Origin of the sequence: Streptomyces sp. NPDC002888, assembly GCF_042888465.1 — a bacterium.
Classification (GTDB): Bacteria; Actinomycetota; Actinomycetes; order Streptomycetales; family Streptomycetaceae; genus Streptomyces.
Genome location: NZ_JBIAPU010000017.1, coordinates 62,378 through 78,298, shown reverse-complemented (window position 1 = coordinate 78,298; position 15,921 = coordinate 62,378). Strand labels below are relative to the sequence as shown.

At 69.9% G+C, this 15,921-nt stretch carries 17 protein-coding genes and 1 tRNA gene; 17 read left to right on the top strand and 1 reads right to left on the bottom strand.

All coding sequences use genetic code 11. The features are described 5' to 3' along the window. Window positions 1–55 precede the first annotated feature (55 nt). The 4 genes from ACFYWX_RS26645 to ACFYWX_RS26630 all read left to right on the top strand — a co-directional run bounded on the left by ACFYWX_RS26645 (window position 56) and on the right by ACFYWX_RS26630 (window position 2,096). The gene (locus tag ACFYWX_RS26645) at window positions 56–493 is read left to right on the top strand and encodes a roadblock/LC7 domain-containing protein (RefSeq protein ID WP_389426622.1); all 438 of its coding nucleotides are present in this window, start codon (window positions 56–58) and stop codon (window positions 491–493) included. 2 nt (window positions 494–495) lie between these two features. After that, entirely contained in the window at window positions 496–867 is a 372-nt protein-coding gene (locus tag ACFYWX_RS26640) for a DUF742 domain-containing protein (RefSeq protein ID WP_389426621.1), read from the top strand. Next, a complete protein-coding gene (locus tag ACFYWX_RS26635) occupies window positions 845–1,465 on the top strand; it encodes an ATP/GTP-binding protein (RefSeq protein ID WP_389426620.1) in 621 nt (206 codons plus the stop codon). Before ACFYWX_RS26640 ends, ACFYWX_RS26635 begins: the two co-directional genes overlap by 23 nt. A gap of 61 nt (window positions 1,466–1,526) precedes the next feature. Continuing rightward, window positions 1,527–2,096, top strand: a complete 570-nt coding sequence (locus ACFYWX_RS26630; protein WP_389426619.1) for a GAF domain-containing protein — start codon at window positions 1,527–1,529, stop codon at window positions 2,094–2,096. A 22-nt stretch (window positions 2,097–2,118) separates the two neighbouring features. Here ACFYWX_RS26630 and ACFYWX_RS26625 read toward each other — a convergent pair whose 3' ends face one another. After that, the gene (locus tag ACFYWX_RS26625; protein WP_389426618.1) at window positions 2,119–2,724 is read right to left on the bottom strand and encodes a GPP34 family phosphoprotein; all 606 of its coding nucleotides are present in this window, start codon (window positions 2,722–2,724) and stop codon (window positions 2,119–2,121) included. 191 nt (window positions 2,725–2,915) lie between these two features. Here ACFYWX_RS26625 and tdh point away from each other — a divergent pair, with 191 nt between their 5' ends. From tdh to yjfF, 13 genes are all read left to right on the top strand, one after another. After that, window positions 2,916–3,944 carry an L-threonine 3-dehydrogenase gene (tdh, locus tag ACFYWX_RS26620; RefSeq protein WP_389426617.1) on the top strand — a complete coding sequence of 343 codons (1,029 nt, stop codon included), beginning with the start codon at window positions 2,916–2,918 and terminating at the stop codon, window positions 3,942–3,944. A 36-nt stretch (window positions 3,945–3,980) separates the two neighbouring features. Further along, a complete protein-coding gene (locus ACFYWX_RS26615) occupies window positions 3,981–5,174 on the top strand; it encodes a glycine C-acetyltransferase (protein WP_389426616.1) in 1,194 nt (397 codons plus the stop codon). Between the two features lie 31 nt (window positions 5,175–5,205). Continuing rightward, window positions 5,206–6,108 (top strand): LysR family transcriptional regulator, encoded by a 903-nt coding sequence (locus ACFYWX_RS26610; RefSeq protein ID WP_389426615.1) that lies wholly within the window; start codon window positions 5,206–5,208, stop codon window positions 6,106–6,108. 83 nt (window positions 6,109–6,191) lie between these two features. Next, entirely contained in the window at window positions 6,192–7,565 is a 1,374-nt protein-coding gene (locus tag ACFYWX_RS26605; RefSeq protein ID WP_389426614.1) for a B12-binding domain-containing radical SAM protein, read from the top strand. Window positions 7,566–7,613: 48 nt separating this feature from the next. Next, window positions 7,614–8,186, top strand: a complete 573-nt coding sequence (locus ACFYWX_RS26600; RefSeq protein WP_389426613.1) for a helix-turn-helix domain-containing protein — start codon at window positions 7,614–7,616, stop codon at window positions 8,184–8,186. 2 nt (window positions 8,187–8,188) lie between these two features. Continuing rightward, entirely contained in the window at window positions 8,189–8,707 is a 519-nt protein-coding gene (locus tag ACFYWX_RS26595) for a GNAT family N-acetyltransferase (RefSeq protein WP_389426752.1), read from the top strand. A 30-nt stretch (window positions 8,708–8,737) separates the two neighbouring features. Further along, window positions 8,738–9,097, top strand: coding sequence for an MmcQ/YjbR family DNA-binding protein (locus tag ACFYWX_RS26590; protein WP_389426612.1), 360 nt, complete (start codon window positions 8,738–8,740; stop codon window positions 9,095–9,097). An 81-nt stretch (window positions 9,098–9,178) separates the two neighbouring features. Continuing rightward, window positions 9,179–9,252: transfer RNA gene (locus tag ACFYWX_RS26585), tRNA-Pro, on the top strand. Between the two features lie 491 nt (window positions 9,253–9,743). Continuing rightward, the gene (locus ACFYWX_RS26580) at window positions 9,744–10,784 is read left to right on the top strand and encodes a LacI family DNA-binding transcriptional regulator (protein ID WP_389426751.1); all 1,041 of its coding nucleotides are present in this window, start codon (window positions 9,744–9,746) and stop codon (window positions 10,782–10,784) included. A 136-nt stretch (window positions 10,785–10,920) separates the two neighbouring features. Next, window positions 10,921–11,925 (top strand): ABC transporter substrate-binding protein, encoded by a 1,005-nt coding sequence (locus ACFYWX_RS26575; protein ID WP_389426611.1) that lies wholly within the window; start codon window positions 10,921–10,923, stop codon window positions 11,923–11,925. A 99-nt stretch (window positions 11,926–12,024) separates the two neighbouring features. Next, window positions 12,025–13,563 (top strand): sugar ABC transporter ATP-binding protein, encoded by a 1,539-nt coding sequence (locus tag ACFYWX_RS26570; RefSeq protein ID WP_389426610.1) that lies wholly within the window; start codon window positions 12,025–12,027, stop codon window positions 13,561–13,563. Then, window positions 13,560–14,693, top strand: coding sequence for an ABC transporter permease (locus tag ACFYWX_RS26565; RefSeq protein WP_389426609.1), 1,134 nt, complete (start codon window positions 13,560–13,562; stop codon window positions 14,691–14,693). The genes ACFYWX_RS26570 and ACFYWX_RS26565 overlap by 4 nt, the downstream gene beginning before the upstream one ends. Continuing rightward, window positions 14,693–15,715, top strand: coding sequence for a galactofuranose ABC transporter, permease protein YjfF (yjfF, locus tag ACFYWX_RS26560; RefSeq protein WP_389426608.1), 1,023 nt, complete (start codon window positions 14,693–14,695; stop codon window positions 15,713–15,715). The genes ACFYWX_RS26565 and yjfF overlap by 1 nt, the downstream gene beginning before the upstream one ends. The last annotated feature ends 206 nt before the right edge of the window (window positions 15,716–15,921 follow it).

Genomic DNA, 15,921 nt, shown 5'->3' with positions numbered 1-15,921 from the left:
CACCCCCACCCCCAGCGCTCCCGCAGACCTTCGTACCCCAAGGAGTCGATCCACCATGGTGAGCGATGCGCCGACGACCGGCCACGTATCCGATCTCGACTGGCTGATGAGCGGCCTCGTGCAGCGCGTACCCCACACCACCAGCGCGGTCCTCCTCTCCTGCGACGGCCTCGTGAAGTCCGTCCACGGCCTCGACGCCGACAGCGCCGACCACATGGCCGCCCTCGCCTCCGGCCTGTACTCCCTCGGCCGCAGCGCCGGCATCCGCTTCGGCGACGGCGGGGACGTACGGCAGGTCGTCGTCGAGCTCGACTCGACGCTGCTGTTCGTCACCACCGCCGGCTCCGGCACCTGTCTCGCCGTGCTCGCGGGCCGCGAGGCCGACGCCGCCGTGCTCGGCTACGAGATGGCGATGCTCGTCAAGAGCGTCCGCCCGTACCTGATGACGGCGCCTCGGCAGCATGCCGTCGAACCCCCGGCGATGAGGCGTTGAGCGTGGCGGCGGCCGGCGACGGGCCCTGGCTCGACGACGCGGCCGGACGGCTGGTGCGCCCCTTCACGATCAGCAACGGCCGCACCCGGCCCACCATCGCGCTGGACCTGATGTCACAGGTGAGGGGCACCGGGGCGACCCCCCTCGGCTACCTCGGCCCCGAGCACGCGCAGGCACTGGACCTGTGCCGTGCACCCGTCTCGGTCGCCGAGGTCGCAGCCCACCTGAAGCTGCCGGCGGCGGTCACCAAGGTGCTGCTGTCGGACCTTGTCGACTGCGGGGCGCTGACCACCAAGCCCCCCGAGTTCCACCACAACCCGACAGACCGGGCTCTTCTGGAGGCAGTGCTCGATGGACTACGACGCCAGCTCTGAGTACGAGGACGGCTCCGTCCCCTTTCCCACCGCGCTGAAGATCCTGGTCGCGGGCGGGTTCGGGGTCGGCAAGACGACGTTCGTCGGCGCGGTGAGCGAGATCGCGCCGCTCAGTACGGAGGAGCTGCTCACCACGGTCAGCGCCGCGACCGACAACCTCGACGGGATCGAGAACAAGGTCGAGACGACCGTGGCCATGGACTTCGGCCGGATCAGCCTAGACCCGGAACACGTGCTGTACCTGTTCGGCACCCCCGGGCAGGAGCGGTTCTGGTTCATGTGGGACGAGCTCTCCGAGGGGGCGCTCGGCGCGGTCATCCTCGCCGACACCCGCCGCCTGGAGGAGTGCTTCGCGGCCGTCGACTTCTTCGAGGAACGCGGCCTCGCCTTCATCATCGCGATCAACCAGTTCGACGGCGGCCACCGCTACGAACCCGACGAGGTGCGCGCCGCCCTCGACCTGGACCCCGAGGTCCCCGTCGTCCGCTGCGACGCGCGCATCTCCGCCTCCGGCGTCCAGACCCTGCTCACCCTCGTCCGGCACCTCATCGCCCACGCCCCGGCCACGCCACAGCCGAGCCGCGGCGCCCACATGTGACCCCCGCACACCACGCACCGGAGCCGCACATGAAGCACGTCCACAGCCACGGAGTCCGCCCATGAGCTACGACCCGCCGCGCCCGGCCGGTCGACTGCTGCTCACGCCCGACGACAAGGACGCTCCCGCCCGTAGTCGCAGGCTGCGCCGACTCGGCCTCGGGGAGCAGCAGGAGCCCGCCCTCGACTCCTTCGCGGACCACCTCGCCGAGGTGACCGGCGCGCCGTACGCCATGGTCAACTTCATCGACGAGGACCGGCAGTTCTTCGCCGGACTGCACACCCCGGCGGGCGGCCGGGCCGCCCGCGGCGGCAAGCCCGAGGTGGGCCGCCGACTGGCCCGCGAGTACGGCTACTGCCCGTACGTCGTCGTGCGGCGCAAGGCGCTGGTCCTGGAGGACGTGGGCGACTACCCGAGGTTCGCCGGCAACCCGGTCGTCGACGAGTACGGAATCCGCTCCTACCTCGGCGCCCCGCTGATCGACACGTCCGGCATGGTGCTCGGCACGGTGTGCGTCGCCGATCTGGCGCCCCGGCCCTGGGGGAAGGACGGCCTGCAGACCATCAAGGCGACGGCGGCCGACCTCGCCGGACGGCTGGAACGCCGGGAGGCCGACGGGTTCCCGCTGTGAGCCGTGCGCCTTCGTGTCCCCGTCAGGCGCCCCGCCAGATGTTGTCGAAGGCCGCCTTCTCGATGGTCCGGCGCTGCCGTACGGCCTCCAGTTCCGCCACCGCGTCGCCGACCGCCGCCAGGACCGTCTCGACCGCGTCCGTGAAGGGCGCCGAGAAACCGTCGGCCGGCTCCTCCCGCAGACCGACGGCGGCGGCCAGGACGGCGAGGACCGGCTCCTCCGACACCCAGCGTTCGGTGGCACGGCCACGGGCCGGTGAGTCCGCGGGCTCCGTCCGGGCGGACCCGACCGCGATCACGCGGCGGCGTGGCCGGGTGATCAGCCCGTCCGCCTCCATCCGGGCGGCGTAAACCGACGACAGCTCACGGCCACGCCGCCACAGCCAGTCGTCGACCGACTCGTACGGATGCACCCGTACGAGGGACGACGCGGCCTCCTCCAAAAGGTGGTCGTCCGGTGCCGACGGCGGGCCGGGGACGATGCGGTCGTCGTCGACGGCGACTGCTCCGGACTCGGCCAGGTCGATCAGTTCGGCTCCCGCGAGAGCGAGCGACAGATCGCCCTGCCCCACGGGGCGCACGGGTGTCACGTCCATCGAGACGATCATCAGGTCCTGCGCTGTGGTCATCAGGAGCTCCACGTCTGTCGGCCGGTTTTGTCCAGCGTGCCACGTGAAGGAAAGCTGCGGCGGCGCTTAAGAAATCCTCGATGGACCGCGGGCACGCGGTACGGCAGATTGCTGATCACATCCACTCCTCTCCCCGGCGCGGGTTCCTTCGCATGCCCACGCCCGGGACCTCACCCACAGGAGCCGTTGCGTTGAAGGCGCTGGTCAAGGAGAAGGCGGAGCCGGGGCTGTGGCTCGCGGACGTTCCGGAGCCCGTCGTCGGACCCGGCGACGTACTGATCAAGGTGCTGCGCACCGGCATCTGCGGCACCGACCTGCACATCCGGAACTGGGACGGCTGGGCGCAGCAGGCGATCCGCACCCCGCTCGTCGTCGGGCACGAGTTCGTCGGCGAGGTCGTCGAGACCGGCCGCGACGTCACCGACATCCGGATCGGCGACCGGGCCAGCGGTGAGGGCCACCTGGTGTGCGGCAGGTGCCGCAACTGCCTCGCCGGACGCCGTCACCTGTGCCGGGCCACGGTGGGGCTCGGCGTCGGACGGGACGGGGCGTTCGCCGAGTACGTCGCGCTGCCCGCCGGCAACGTCTGGGTGCACCGCGTCCCCGTGGACCTCGACGTGGCCGCGATCTTCGACCCGTTCGGCAACGCCGTGCACACCGCCCTGTCCTTCCCGCTGGTCGGCGAGGACGTGCTGATCACCGGGGCCGGGCCGATCGGGCTGATGGCCGCCGCGGTGGCCCGGCACGCCGGCGCCCGCAACGTCGTGATCACCGACGTGAGCGAGGAGCGGCTGGAGCTGGCCCGCAAGATCGGCGTGAGCCTCGCGCTGAACGTGGCGGAGTCGACGATCGCCGACGGGCAGCGCGAACTCGGCCTGCGTGAGGGCTTCGACATCGGCCTGGAGATGTCCGGCCGCGCCGAGGCGATGCGCGACATGATCGCCAACATGACGCACGGCGGCCGCATCGCGATGCTCGGCCTGCCCGCGCAGGAGTTCCCCGTCGACTGGGCCCGGATCGTCACCTCGATGATCACGATCAAGGGCATCTACGGCCGGGAGATGTTCGAGACCTGGTACGCGATGTCGGTCCTCCTGGAGGGCGGCCTCGACCTCGCCCCCGTGATCACCGGCCGCTACGGCTACCGCGACTACGAGGCGGCCTTCGCCGACGCGGCGAGCGGCCGCGGCGGCAAGGTCATCCTCGACTGGACTGCGTAACTCCCCTTCGGTGAAAGCACTTTAGGAGCTCCCCCCATGTTCGACTCCGTGCGCGACGACCTGCGCGCCACCCTCGACGAGATCCGCGCCGCCGGTCTGCACAAGCCCGAGCGCGTGATCGGCACCCCGCAGTCCGCGACCGTCGCCGTCACCGCGGGCGGGCGCCCCGGTGAGGTGCTGAACTTCTGCGCCAACAACTACCTCGGACTCGCCGACCACCCCGAGGTCGTCGCCGCCGCCCACGAGGCCCTCGACCGCTGGGGCTACGGCATGGCGTCCGTGCGCTTCATCTGCGGTACGCAGGAGGTGCACAAGGAGCTGGAGGCGCGGCTGTCCGCCTTCCTCGGCCAGGAGGACACGATCCTGTACTCCTCCTGCTTCGACGCCAACGGCGGTGTCTTCGAGACGCTGCTCGGCCCGGAGGACGCGGTGATCTCCGACGCCCTGAACCACGCCTCGATCATCGACGGCATCCGCCTGTCCAAGGCCCGCCGCTTCCGCTACGCCAACCGCGATCTGGCCGATCTGGAAACCCAGTTGAAGGAGGCCACCGACGCGCGACGCCGACTGATCGTCACCGACGGCGTCTTCTCCATGGACGGCTACGTCGCCCCCCTCGCCGAGATCTGCGACCTCGCCGACCGCTACGACGCCATGGTCATGGTCGACGACTCGCACGCCGTCGGCTTCGTCGGCCCCGGCGGCCGCGGCACCCCCGAGCTGCACGGCGTCATGGACCGCGTCGACATCATCACCGGCACCCTCGGCAAGGCTCTCGGCGGTGCCTCCGGCGGCTACGTCGCCGCCCGCGCCGAGATCGTGGCCCTGCTGCGCCAGCGCTCCCGGCCGTACCTCTTCTCCAACACCCTCGCCCCGGTGATCGCCGCGGCCTCCCTGAAGGTGCTCGACCTGCTGGAGTCGGCCGCCGACCTGCGAGTCCGGCTCCGCGAGAACACCGCCCTGTTCCGCCGCCGGATGACCGAGGAGGGCTTCGACATCCTCCCCGGCGACCACGCCATCGCACCGGTGATGATCGGCGACGCGGCGAAGGCGGGCCGGATGGCGGAGCTGCTCCTGGAGCGCGGGGTGTACGTGGTCGGCTTCTCGTACCCGGTGGTGCCGCAGGGGCAGGCGCGGATCCGCGTGCAACTGTCGGCCGCGCACTCCACGGACGACGTCAACCGCGCGGTGGACGCGTTCATCGCGGCGCGGGCCGAGCTGGAGGCGTGAGCACTCCGGCAAACCTGGGAGAATCGGTCCCGTGATCGAAGCGCGGCGGCTCCACATCCTCCGTGCGGTGGCCGACCATCGCACGGTGACGGCCGCTGCCGCCGCGCTCTACCTCACACCGTCGGCCGTCTCGCAGCAGTTGACGGCCCTGGAGCAGGAGACGGGCCACCGCCTCGTCGAGCGCGGCGCGAAGGGCGTACGGCTCACCCCGGCCGGCGAGATCCTCCTCAGCCACACCAACATGGTCCTGGCCCAGCTGGAGCGGGCCGAGGCCGAGCTGGCCGCGTACAGCTCGGGCGCGGCCGGCACGGTCACCGTCGCCTCCTTCGCGACCGGCATCGCGCTGGTCGTCGCGCCCGCCGTGGCCCGCCTCGCCGAGACCTCGCCCGGCATCCGGCTGCGCGTCCAGGACGCCGAGGGCGACGCCAGCCTGCCCATGGTGCTGGACCGGCAGGTCGATGTCGCGGTCGCCGTCGAGTACCGCGGGGCCCCGCCCGCCGACGACCCCCGCCTCACCCACGTACCGCTGTACGCCGAACCCTTCGACGCTGTCGTCCCGGTCACCCACCGGCTGGCCGACACCACCGAGGTGCCGCTGGCCGAACTGGCCAAGGACGCGTGGATCGGGCCGTACCCCGGCAACCCCTGTCACGACGTGGTGGTGCTGGCCTGCGAGAGCGCCGGGTTCCAGCCACGCCTCGAGCACTCCTCGGACGACTTCCGCGCGGTGGTGGCCCTGGCGTCGGCCGACGCGGGGGTGGCGCTCGTCCCGCGGTCGGCGCTGCGCGGGATGGATCTGACCGGCGTGGTCGTCCGCCCGGTCGACGGCGTCGCGCCGACCAGGCGGGTCTTCGCGGCCATAAGGCGGGGAGCGGAGGAGCACCCCCTGATCCGGCCGGTCCTCGCCGCCCTGCGGGAGGCCGCGGAGGGCTAGGGGGCGCCCGGCGCGGGAATCCGTGAGCCGCTGAGCGTTGAGGGTCGGGAACCGGCCACCGGTCCCACGCAGTCTCGGTTGGCATGCGTGTGACGATGATCCTTCCGGCCCTGACCGAGGCGACGAGCCCGCTGTTCCGGCCCATCAAGTACTCGCTGTTCCCGCCCCTCGGCCTCGCGACCCTGGCCGGCTACCTGGACCCCGACGACGAGGTCACCCTCCACGACGAGCATGTGGAGCGCATCGACCTGGAGGCGCTCAAGACGCCCGATCTCCTGGTGATCCAGCCGTACATCACCTCCGCCCGCCGCAGCTACGAGATCGCCGACCACTTCCGCGCCCGCGGTGTGCACGTCGCCATGGGCGGCCTGCACGTGACCTCCCTCCCCGACGAAGCCGCGGCCCACGCCGACACGATCTTCACCGGCCCGGGGGAGGACACCTGGCCTCTGTTCCTCAAGGACTTCCGGGACGGTGTCCCCGCCCGCCGCTACGACTCCACGCAGCGCACCCTGGCGGGGCTCCCGCCCGTCCGCCGGGACCTGATCAAGCGGCACCTGTACCTCGTCCCCAACTCCATCGTCGTCTCACGCGGTTGCCCGCACCACTGCGACTTCTGCTACAAGGACGCCTTCTTCGAGGGAGGCAAGTCCTTCTACACCCAGGCCGTCGACGACGCCCTGTCCGAGATCGACCGCCTCCCCGGCCGTCACCTCTACTTCCTCGACGACCATCTCCTCGGCAACAGGCGCTTCGCGGAGGCCCTGTTCGACGGCATGAAGGGAACGGGGCGGCTGTGGCAGGCGGCCGGCACGGTCAACTCCGTGCTGAAGCCGGATCTGTTGGAGCGGGCGGTGGAGGCGGGCCTGCGCAGTCTCTTCGTGGGGTTCGAGACCGTCAACGACGCCAACCTCGCCGAGCGCCGCAAGAACCAGAACATCGGCACGGACTACGCGGCCGCGGTACGACGCCTGCACGACGCCGGTGTCATGGTCAACGCCAGCTTCGTCTTCGGCCTCGACCAGGACGGCCCGGACGTCTTCGACCGGACCGTGGAGTGGGCCGTCGCGCAGGGCATCGAGACGGCGACCTTCCACATCATGACGCCGTATCCGTCGACGGGGCTGTGGAAGCAGCTGGAGGCCGAGGACCGCATCGTGCACCGCGACTGGGACCTGTACGACACCCGCCATGTCGTCTACCGGCCCAAGGGCATGACCCCCCGCCAGCTGGAGGACGGCTACTGGCAGGCCTACCGCGACTTCTACCGCTGGTCGAACATCTGGCGCGGTGCGGCGGCCCAGCCCGGCCGGCACGAGCGGCTGCGGCACCTCGCGTACGCGGGCGGCTGGAAGAAGTTCGAGCCCGCCTGGGATCTGCTGATCCGCTCGAAGCGCGTGGTGCGGGCGCTGCCGGCGCTGGAACGGACGCTGGCGGCGTTCGGGGGCCGGGAGTGACGAGGTGGACCTTCCCGGTTGTCTCGTATCTGGGATAGCATCCCTAATATGAAACAGGACGCCATGGACCCCGTCGATACACGGCTCGGCGCCCGTCTGGCCGAGCTGCGGGCCGAACGCGGCTGGTCCCTGGGGGAGTTGGCCGAGCGCAGTGGCGTGAGCCGGTCGACCCTCTCCCGGGCCGAGCGCGCGGAGATCAGCCCCACCGCCTCCTTGCTCAACCGTCTCTGCGCGGTCTACGGGCGGACCATGTCCCAACTGCTCAGCGAGGTGGAGGCGGAGCCCGCGCTGCTGGTGCGCGCCGCCGACCAGCGGGTCTGGGAGGACCGGGCCTCCGGCTTCGTACGGCGGTCCGTGTCCCCTCCGCACGCCGGGCTGCGTGGCGAACTCGTCGAGGGGCGGCTAGCCCCGGGCGCCGACATCGCCTACGACCGACCGCCCGTGCCCGGCCTGGAGCAGCACATCTGGGTGCTGGAAGGCGCCCTCTCCGTGACCGCGCAGGACGTCGAGCACTTTCTGGACGCGGGTGACTGCCTGCGGCTGCGGGTGTGGGGGCCGACGCGGTTCTGGTGCGCGGGCGACCGGGCGGTGCGCTACGTGCTGGCGGTGGTACTGCCGTGACGGTGACCGTGCGGTGCGCCGACGCGCCCCTAGTCCTCCTGCTCGTCGAAGAGTTGGCCGACCTGCTGGCCGACACCGTCGACGGCGGCGCCTCGATCGGGTTTCTCGCGCCGCTCGACCGGGCCGAGGCCGTCGCCTGGTGGAAGGGGCGCGCGGCCGGAGTGGCCGCCGGTGACCTCGCGGTGTGGGTGGCCCAGGACGGCGACCGCGTGGTCGGTACCGTCGGCCTGGCCTTCCCCGACAAGCCCAACAGCCGGCACCGCGCCGAGGTCGTCAAGCTCATGGTGCACAGGGCCGCCCGCGGACTCGGGCTGGGCGGTCGGCTCCTGGCCACGGCGGAGGCGTTCGCCGCCGAGGCCGGCCGCACCCTGCTGCACCTGGACACGGAGACCGACAGCCCCGCCGAGCACCTCTACCGCTCCGCCGGGTGGACCCGGGCCGGGGTGATACCCGACTACGCGGCGAGCCCGGAGGGGGTGCTGCGGCCGACGACGCTCTACTACAAGTCCGCCACCAGGTGATTGTCAGTGGCGGCGGCTACGGTGCGTCTCATGCCGGATGCCGAAGACGTACGCCGTATCGCCCTGTCCCTGCCGGATACCACGGAGAAGATCGCCTGGAGCATGCCCACGTTCCGGGTCGCGGGGAAGATGTTCGCCACCCTGCCCGAGGACGAGACCTCCCTCGCCGTGCGCTGCCCGAAGGAGGAGCGCGACGAACTCGTCCTCGCCGAGCCGGAGAAGTTCTGGATCGCCGATCACGAGGCGCAGTTCGCCTGGGTGCGGGCCCGCCTTACCGCCGTCGAGGACGAGCGGGAACTGCGCGACATCCTGGCCGACTCCTGGCGCCAGGCCGCCCCCACCCGGCTGCTGGAGGCCTACCCCGAGCTGGGGCTGCCGACCGCCGAATAAACGGGTGCGCGCCCACCGGCCCGGGTGCGGTATTGTTTCCCTGCGCGTTCAACCAGGGGAAACCCCAGGTCAGACGGGCAACGGGACGTGGCGCAGCTTGGTAGCGCACTTGACTGGGGGTCAAGGGGTCGCAGGTTCAAATCCTGTCGTCCCGACTTGCTCATCAGCGAGTCAGAGGCCGTATCGGAGGAATCCGGTGCGGCCTTTTGTTCGTCGTCGGATGGTCCTCCTTGGCACCCACGAACAACGTCAACATCCGGTATTTCGTACACGGTTCGAAGTTTCGTTGCTGAAGATAGAGTCGCGTCCCAAGCGCGTCAACCCCTTTTGGCCGGGGGGTTTGTCGCGGAGCACCGCTCTCCCCGGGGTCGGTGGGCACCTCGAGCCCCGCCTTCCGGTCGCGTTATTCAACCGTGACGACTTCCCGTTGCAACCCTCTTGACCGCCATGAATTGTTAGCGCTCACAATGACGTCCGCATTCATCAATCGGCATCCAGCGACATCCAGGGAGGTGTGATCGTCGTGACCGTCAGGTCCCGACTCGCCTCCCCGGCCGACCCGGGACGGGGCGGAGCGCAGGTCTTATCCGTGGACGACCGCCAAGGAGGTGCGGCCGTGGCACCATCGCAGCTTCGGCGGCCCACCATGGCCGACGTCGCACGACTGGCGGGCGTGTCCCACCAGACCGTGTCCCGGGTCCTGGGGGAGCACCCCAACGTCCGGGACGAGACAAGGGCAAAGGTGCTGCGGGCGATCGAGGAGATGGGCTATCGTCGCAACTCGTCCGCCCGGGCCCTCGTGACCCGACGCACCCGCACCCTGGGTGTGGTGGCCTCCGACACCACCCTCTACGGCCCGGCCAGCACCCTGTTCGCGCTCGAGGAGGCGGCGCGGGCCGAGGGGTACCTCGTCTCCACGGTCAGTCTGCGCAAACTGACCGTCGACACCCTCTCCGAGGCCCTGGACCACCTCAGTGACGGCGGGGTGGAGGGAGTCGTCGCCATCGCCCCCCAGCGGTCGGCGGTCGAGGCCCTCGCGGGACTTCGTCATCCGTTCCCGGTGGTGACCGTGGGGAGCGGTCTCGGTGGAGGCACCCCTTGCGTCACCGTGGACCAGGACCTGGGAGCACGACTGGCCACCGCCCATCTGCTGGCGGCCGGTCACCACAAGGTCTGGCATCTCGCCGGGCCCGAGGACTGGCAGGAGGCCGCCGACCGGGCGGCCGGCTGGCGGGCGACCCTCGAAGAGGACGGCATAGAACCGCCGTTGCTCCTGCGCGGAGACTGGAGTCCGCTGTCGGGGTATCGTGCCGGCCAGGAACTGGCGGGCTGGGTGGGGCGGGGACTGACCGCGGTCTTCGTCGCCAACGACCAAATGGCACTGGGGGTGTTGAGGGCCCTGCGGGAGGCGGGTGTACGAACTCCCGAAGACGTGGCGGTGGTCGGCTTCGACGACATCCCGGAGTCGGAGTACTTCGCACCCCCGCTCACCACGGTCCGGCAGGACTTCTCGGCCGTGGGCAAGCACAGCATCGCCCTGCTCCTGGACCTCATCGAGGGCAGGGAGATCTCCGGGCCCCCCCGGATCGCCATCGAACCCCAGCTGGTCGTCCGCGCCAGCACCTTCCCACAGACCCCACCACGAGCCCCACAACCACCCCCTCAACCGGGGGCGCCCCCCACCTGACGTGATCCCGGCCCATGGTCTTCTGTTCCTCCATGTGGTCGATATCTCGAACAATGATCGACAGGCTGGACGCAGTGCGGCCGGTCCCACGAGTACCTGGTCCAACACCGGGCCGGCTCTTCAAAGGAGAAGAAACATGCTCAACAGACGGAACTTCCTCACTGCGGCGGTCGGCGTGGCGGCTGCGGGCGGACTCGCGGCCTGCGCCAAGGAGGACAAGGGCTCCACCGGCTCCTCCGGGGGCGGCAGCAAGACGATCAGCCTCGGCTTCTCCCAGGTCGGCTCGGAGAGCGGCTGGCGCAGCGCCAACACCCAGTCGGTGAAGGACGCGGCGAAGGAGGCCGGCTACAACCTCAAGTTCTCCGACGCCCAGCAGAAGCAGGAGAACCAGATCTCCGCGATCCGCAGCTACATCGCGCAGAAGGTGGACGTCATCGCCTTCTCCCCGGTGGTCGTCACCGGCTGGGACGCGGTGCTCAAGGAGGCCAAGAACGCGAAGATCCCGGTCGTCCTGACCGACCGCTCCGTCGAGACCTCCGACGACTCCCTGTTCGTGACGCTGGTCGGCTCCGACTTCACGGACGAGGGCCGGCGTGCGGCCAAGATCCTGGAGAAGGTCCTGGAGAAGGCCGGCCACAAGGGCGCCGTGAAGATCGCCCAGCTGGAGGGCACCACCGGTGCCGCCCCGGCGATCGAGCGCGCCAAGGGCTTCAAGGAGGTCATGGAGGCCGACCACAAGGACGACTGGAAGATCGTCGTCAGCCAGACCGGTGACTTCACCCGCGCCGGCGGCAAGCAGGTCATGGCGGCCTTCCTGCAGTCCAACCCGGACGTCAACGTCCTCTTCGCGCACAACGACGACATGGCCATCGGCGCCATCCAGTCCATCGAGGCGGCCGGCAAGAAGCCCGGCAAGGACATCCTCATCGTCTCGATCGACGGCGTGAAGGACGGCTTCGTCGCCATGTCCGAGGGCAAGATCAACGCCATCGTCGAGTGCAACCCGCTGCTCGGCCCCCAGCTCATGGAGGTCGTGAAGAAGGTCAAGGACGGCGAGTCGGTCGAGCGGTGGATCAAGACCAAGGAGGGCGACTTCATGCAGGACCAGGCAAAGGCCGCGCTCCCCTCCCGTAAGTACTGACCGACCGCACCCACCGGCAGGGAGCCTCCGGCCGACCGAGAACGCCTCGGTCCAGGTGGCTCCCCGCGGGCCTGAACCCATTTCATGAGGAGCGCTGCCATGGCAGAGCCGCGGCCCGTCCTGGAGATGACGGGCATAGTCAAAGAGTTTGCGGGGGTACGGGCTCTGTCGGGCGTCGACTTCCGGCTCTTCCCCGGCGAAATACACGCCCTGATGGGCGAGAACGGTGCGGGGAAGTCCACCCTCATCAAGGTGCTGACGGGCGTCCACTCCCTCGACGGCGGCACGATCACCCTCGACGGCAAGTCCGTGCTGTTCGGCAGCCCGCTGCAGGCGCAGCAGGCCGGCATCAGCACGGTCTACCAGGAGGTCAACCTCTGCCCCAACCTGTCGGTGGCGGAGAACATCTTCATCGGACGTGAACCCACCCGTGCGGGCCGCATCCAGTGGAAGCGCCTGCGCCGCGAGGCGGCGGAACTGGTCGACCGGCTCGGCCTCGACATCGACGTGACCGCCCCGCTGTCCTCGTACCCGCTGGCCGTCCAGCAACTCGTCGCGATCGTCCGGTCGGTGAGCACCGGCGACAACCTCGGCGGCGGTTCCGGCACCAAGGTGCTGGTCCTGGACGAGCCGACGTCCAGCCTCGACCGCGACGAGGTCCAGGAACTGTTCCGCCTGATGCGGCAGTTGAAGGACGAGGGCGTGGCGATTTTGTTCGTCTCGCACTTCCTCGACCAGATCTACGAGGTCTGCGACCGGATGACGGTCCTGCGCAACGGCACACTGGTCGGTGAGCACATGGTCGCCGACCTCGACCAGGTCGGCCTGGTCCAGCTGATGATCGGCAAGGAGCTCGACCAGCTGGAGGAGCTCCACGACCACCAACTGCGCGCCGACGTCGGCGAGTCGCTGCTGCACGCCGAAGGTCTCGGCAGGGCCGGCGCCATCGACCCCTTCGACCTGGAGATCAAGAAGGGCGAAGTCGTCGGACTGGCGGGCCTGTTGGGATCCGGCCGCACCGAACTCGCCCGGCTGCTCTTCGGAGCCGACCAGCCGGACAGCGGCAAGGTGAGCATCGGCGGCAAGCAGGTCTCGATGAGCGCCCCGAACGACGCCATCGGCGCCGGCGTGGCGTTCTGCTCGGAGAACCGCAAGACCGAGGGCCTGGTACCGGACCTGACGGTGCGTGAGAACATCATCCTCGCCCTGCAGGCGGCACGCGGCTGGACCCGGCCCATCCCGGCCGCTCAGCGCGACGAACTCGTCGCCAAGTACATCAAGGCGCTGGACATCCGCCCCGCCAACCCCGAGGCCCGCGTCGGTCAGCTCAGCGGCGGCAACCAGCAGAAGGTGCTGCTCGCCCGCTGGCTGATCACCCAGCCGAAGCTGCTCATCCTCGACGAGCCGACGCGCGGTATCGACGTGGGCGCCAAGGCGGAGATCCAGAAGCTGGTGGTCTCCCTCTCCGAGGACGGCATGTCCGTCCTGTACATCGCGGCCGAGCTGGAGGAGGTACTCCGGCTCAGTCACACCATCGGAGTGCTGCGCGACCGCCGGCTGGTGGCGCAGATCGCCAACGGGCCCGAGATCACCCCGAGCCGGATCCTGGAGACCATCGCGAGCGGAGAGCACGAGTGAGCACCCCTTCCCGATGGCGAGCGCTGACGCACCACCACCTGTTCTGGCCGGTTGCGGTGCTGGTCCTCCTGCTGCTCGTCAACGTTCCCTTCACACCGGACTTCTTCGCGATCAAGATGACGGGTGGCCACCTCTACGGCAGCCTCGTCTCGATCGTGCTGTTCGGCTCGCCCCTGATCCTGGTGGCGGTCGGCATGACCCTGGTCATCGCGACCGGCGGCATCGACCTCTCCGTCGGCGCCGTCGTCGCCATCACCGGAGCCCTCGCCTGCTCGTACATCAGTGACCAGTCCGACCAGGGCGCCCTCTCCGGCGTGCTGCTGGCCATGGGCATCGGACTGCTGGCCGCGGTCGTCTGCGGCCTCTGGAACGGCTTCCTCGTCGCCAGGATGGGCATCCAGCCGATCATCGCCACGCTGATCATCATGGTCGCCGGACGCGGTGTCGCCCAGCTCATCACCGACGGCCAGATCATCACCATCAACAGCGAGCCGTACAAGCTGATCGGCGGCGGCTACTGGCTGACGCTGCCCTTCTCCATCTTCGTGGTGGCCGTGGTCGTCGCCGTCACCGTGGCACTGACCCGCAAGACGGCCCTCGGCCTGCTCGTCGAGTCCGTCGGCGGCAACGCCGAGGCCAGCCGCCTGGTGGGCATCAGGTCCCGCCGCATCAAGATCATGGTGTACGTGTTCTGCGCGTTGTGCGCGGGCATCGCGGGCCTGATGATCAGCTCCAACACCTCGGCCGCGGACGGCAACAACGCCGGTCTGTGGATCGAGCTCGACGCGATCCTCGCCGTGGTGATCGGCGGCACCTCGCTCGTCGGCGGCCGGTTCTCCATCGGCGGCACGGTGGTCGGCGCCCTCGTCATCCAGACCCTGACCACCACGATCTACACCATCGGTGTGCCGACCCAGACCAACCTGGTCTTCAAGGCCGCCGTCGTCATCGTCGTCTGCCTGCTGCAGTCCCCGAAGTTCCGCGCCAAGGTCTTCGGTGCGAAGTTCGGCGCCAAGTTCGGCCCCAAGTCCGGCTCCGGCTCCGGTGCCAAGGACGGCGGCAAGCCGGCCGCGGCCCCGTCGGGGACCGCCGCGACGACCGAGGCCGCTCCCCAGATGGAGGTGTCGTGATGACCACGACCACCCAGACCCCCACGGCCCCGGACAGCCGTACGACGTCCAAGGTCACGCGTCTGCTCGGCGACCGGCGCCTGCCCGTCCTGGTGACGGCCGTGCTCTTCCTCGTGATGTACGGGGTCGGTCTGAGCCGGTACCAGAACTACGGGTTCGCCGAGCCGCAGGTCTTCATGAACCTGTTCATCGACAACGGCTACCTGCTGGTCGCCGCCGTCGGCGCCACCTTCGTCATCCTGTCCGGCGGCATCGACCTGTCCGTGGGCTCGGTGATCGGCTTCACCACCATGCTCACGGCGTGGCTGGTGGAGCGTCAGGGGCTGCCGCTCGTCGTGGTCGTCCCCATCGCGCTGGGCGTGGGTGCGTTCGGTGGCTTCCTGATGGGCTACGTGATCCACAACTTCGAGATCCAGCCCTTCATCGTCACCCTCGCCGGTCTCTTCCTCTTCCGGGGGCTGTGTCTGGTCATCAGCAAGGAGTCGATCTCCATCGGCGACTCCTCCGTGAGCAGCCTCGCCCAGACACAGGTGCAGCTCGGTGCGGGCTTCCTGTCGCTCGGGGCCGTGATCGCCCTGGTCGTCCTCGCGGCGGCGTTCTACGTGCTGCACTACACGCGCTTCGGACGCCGGGTGTACGCCATCGGCGGCAACGAGCAGTCGGCCCTGCTGATGGGCCTTCCGCAGGGCGGCACGAAGATCGCCGTGTACACCGTGAGCGGCTTCTGCTCGGCGCTGGCAGGCCTGCTGTTCACCCTGTACATCCAGTCCGGTGACCCGCTGCACGCCACCGGCATGGAACTCGACGCGATCGCCGCGGTCGTCATCGGCGGCACGCTGCTGACGGGCGGCTCCGGCTACGTCCTGGGCACCCTCTTCGGCGTCCTCGTGCTGGGCCTGATCAAGAGCATCATCCAGTTCGAGGGCACGCTCAGCTCCTGGTGGACGAAGATCGCCACGGGTGTGCTCCTGTGCGCCTTCATCCTGATCCAGCGCGCGATGACGGCCCGTAAGAAGACCTGAGCCGTTCAGGGCACCCCCCGGCCCCGCCGGATGTGAAGCGGCCCGCCGCACGAGATACGCACCCCGCGTACCGTGCGGCGGGCCGCTTCGGCGTTGATGTTGGGCGGGACACAGCAGTGCCGCCTTCCGGTCGGGGCAGGGGCCCGAAGTGGCGGCGTGCGCCCGCCGGCCGGCGTAGCGGAAGCCCCCAGGCCGCCGGCCCCGCC

Coding starts and splice junctions, on each gene's coding strand:
- ACFYWX_RS26645 (WP_389426622.1), top strand. CDS start 56: ATGGTGAGCGATGCGCCGACGACCGGCCACGTATCCGATCTCGACTGG.
- ACFYWX_RS26635 (WP_389426620.1), top strand. CDS start 845: ATGGACTACGACGCCAGCTCTGAGTACGAGGACGGCTCCGTCCCCTTT.
- ACFYWX_RS26630 (WP_389426619.1), top strand. CDS start 1,527: ATGAGCTACGACCCGCCGCGCCCGGCCGGTCGACTGCTGCTCACGCCC.
- ACFYWX_RS26625 (WP_389426618.1), bottom strand. CDS start 2,724: ATGACCACAGCGCAGGACCTGATGATCGTCTCGATGGACGTGACACCC.
- ACFYWX_RS26615 (WP_389426616.1), top strand. CDS start 3,981: ATGTTCGACTCCGTGCGCGACGACCTGCGCGCCACCCTCGACGAGATC.
- ACFYWX_RS26605 (WP_389426614.1), top strand. CDS start 6,192: ATGCGTGTGACGATGATCCTTCCGGCCCTGACCGAGGCGACGAGCCCG.
- ACFYWX_RS26600 (WP_389426613.1), top strand. CDS start 7,614: ATGAAACAGGACGCCATGGACCCCGTCGATACACGGCTCGGCGCCCGT.
- ACFYWX_RS26590 (WP_389426612.1), top strand. CDS start 8,738: ATGCCGGATGCCGAAGACGTACGCCGTATCGCCCTGTCCCTGCCGGAT.
- ACFYWX_RS26580 (WP_389426751.1), top strand. CDS start 9,744: ATGGCCGACGTCGCACGACTGGCGGGCGTGTCCCACCAGACCGTGTCC.
- ACFYWX_RS26575 (WP_389426611.1), top strand. CDS start 10,921: ATGCTCAACAGACGGAACTTCCTCACTGCGGCGGTCGGCGTGGCGGCT.
- ACFYWX_RS26570 (WP_389426610.1), top strand. CDS start 12,025: ATGGCAGAGCCGCGGCCCGTCCTGGAGATGACGGGCATAGTCAAAGAG.
- yjfF (WP_389426608.1), top strand. CDS start 14,693: ATGACCACGACCACCCAGACCCCCACGGCCCCGGACAGCCGTACGACG.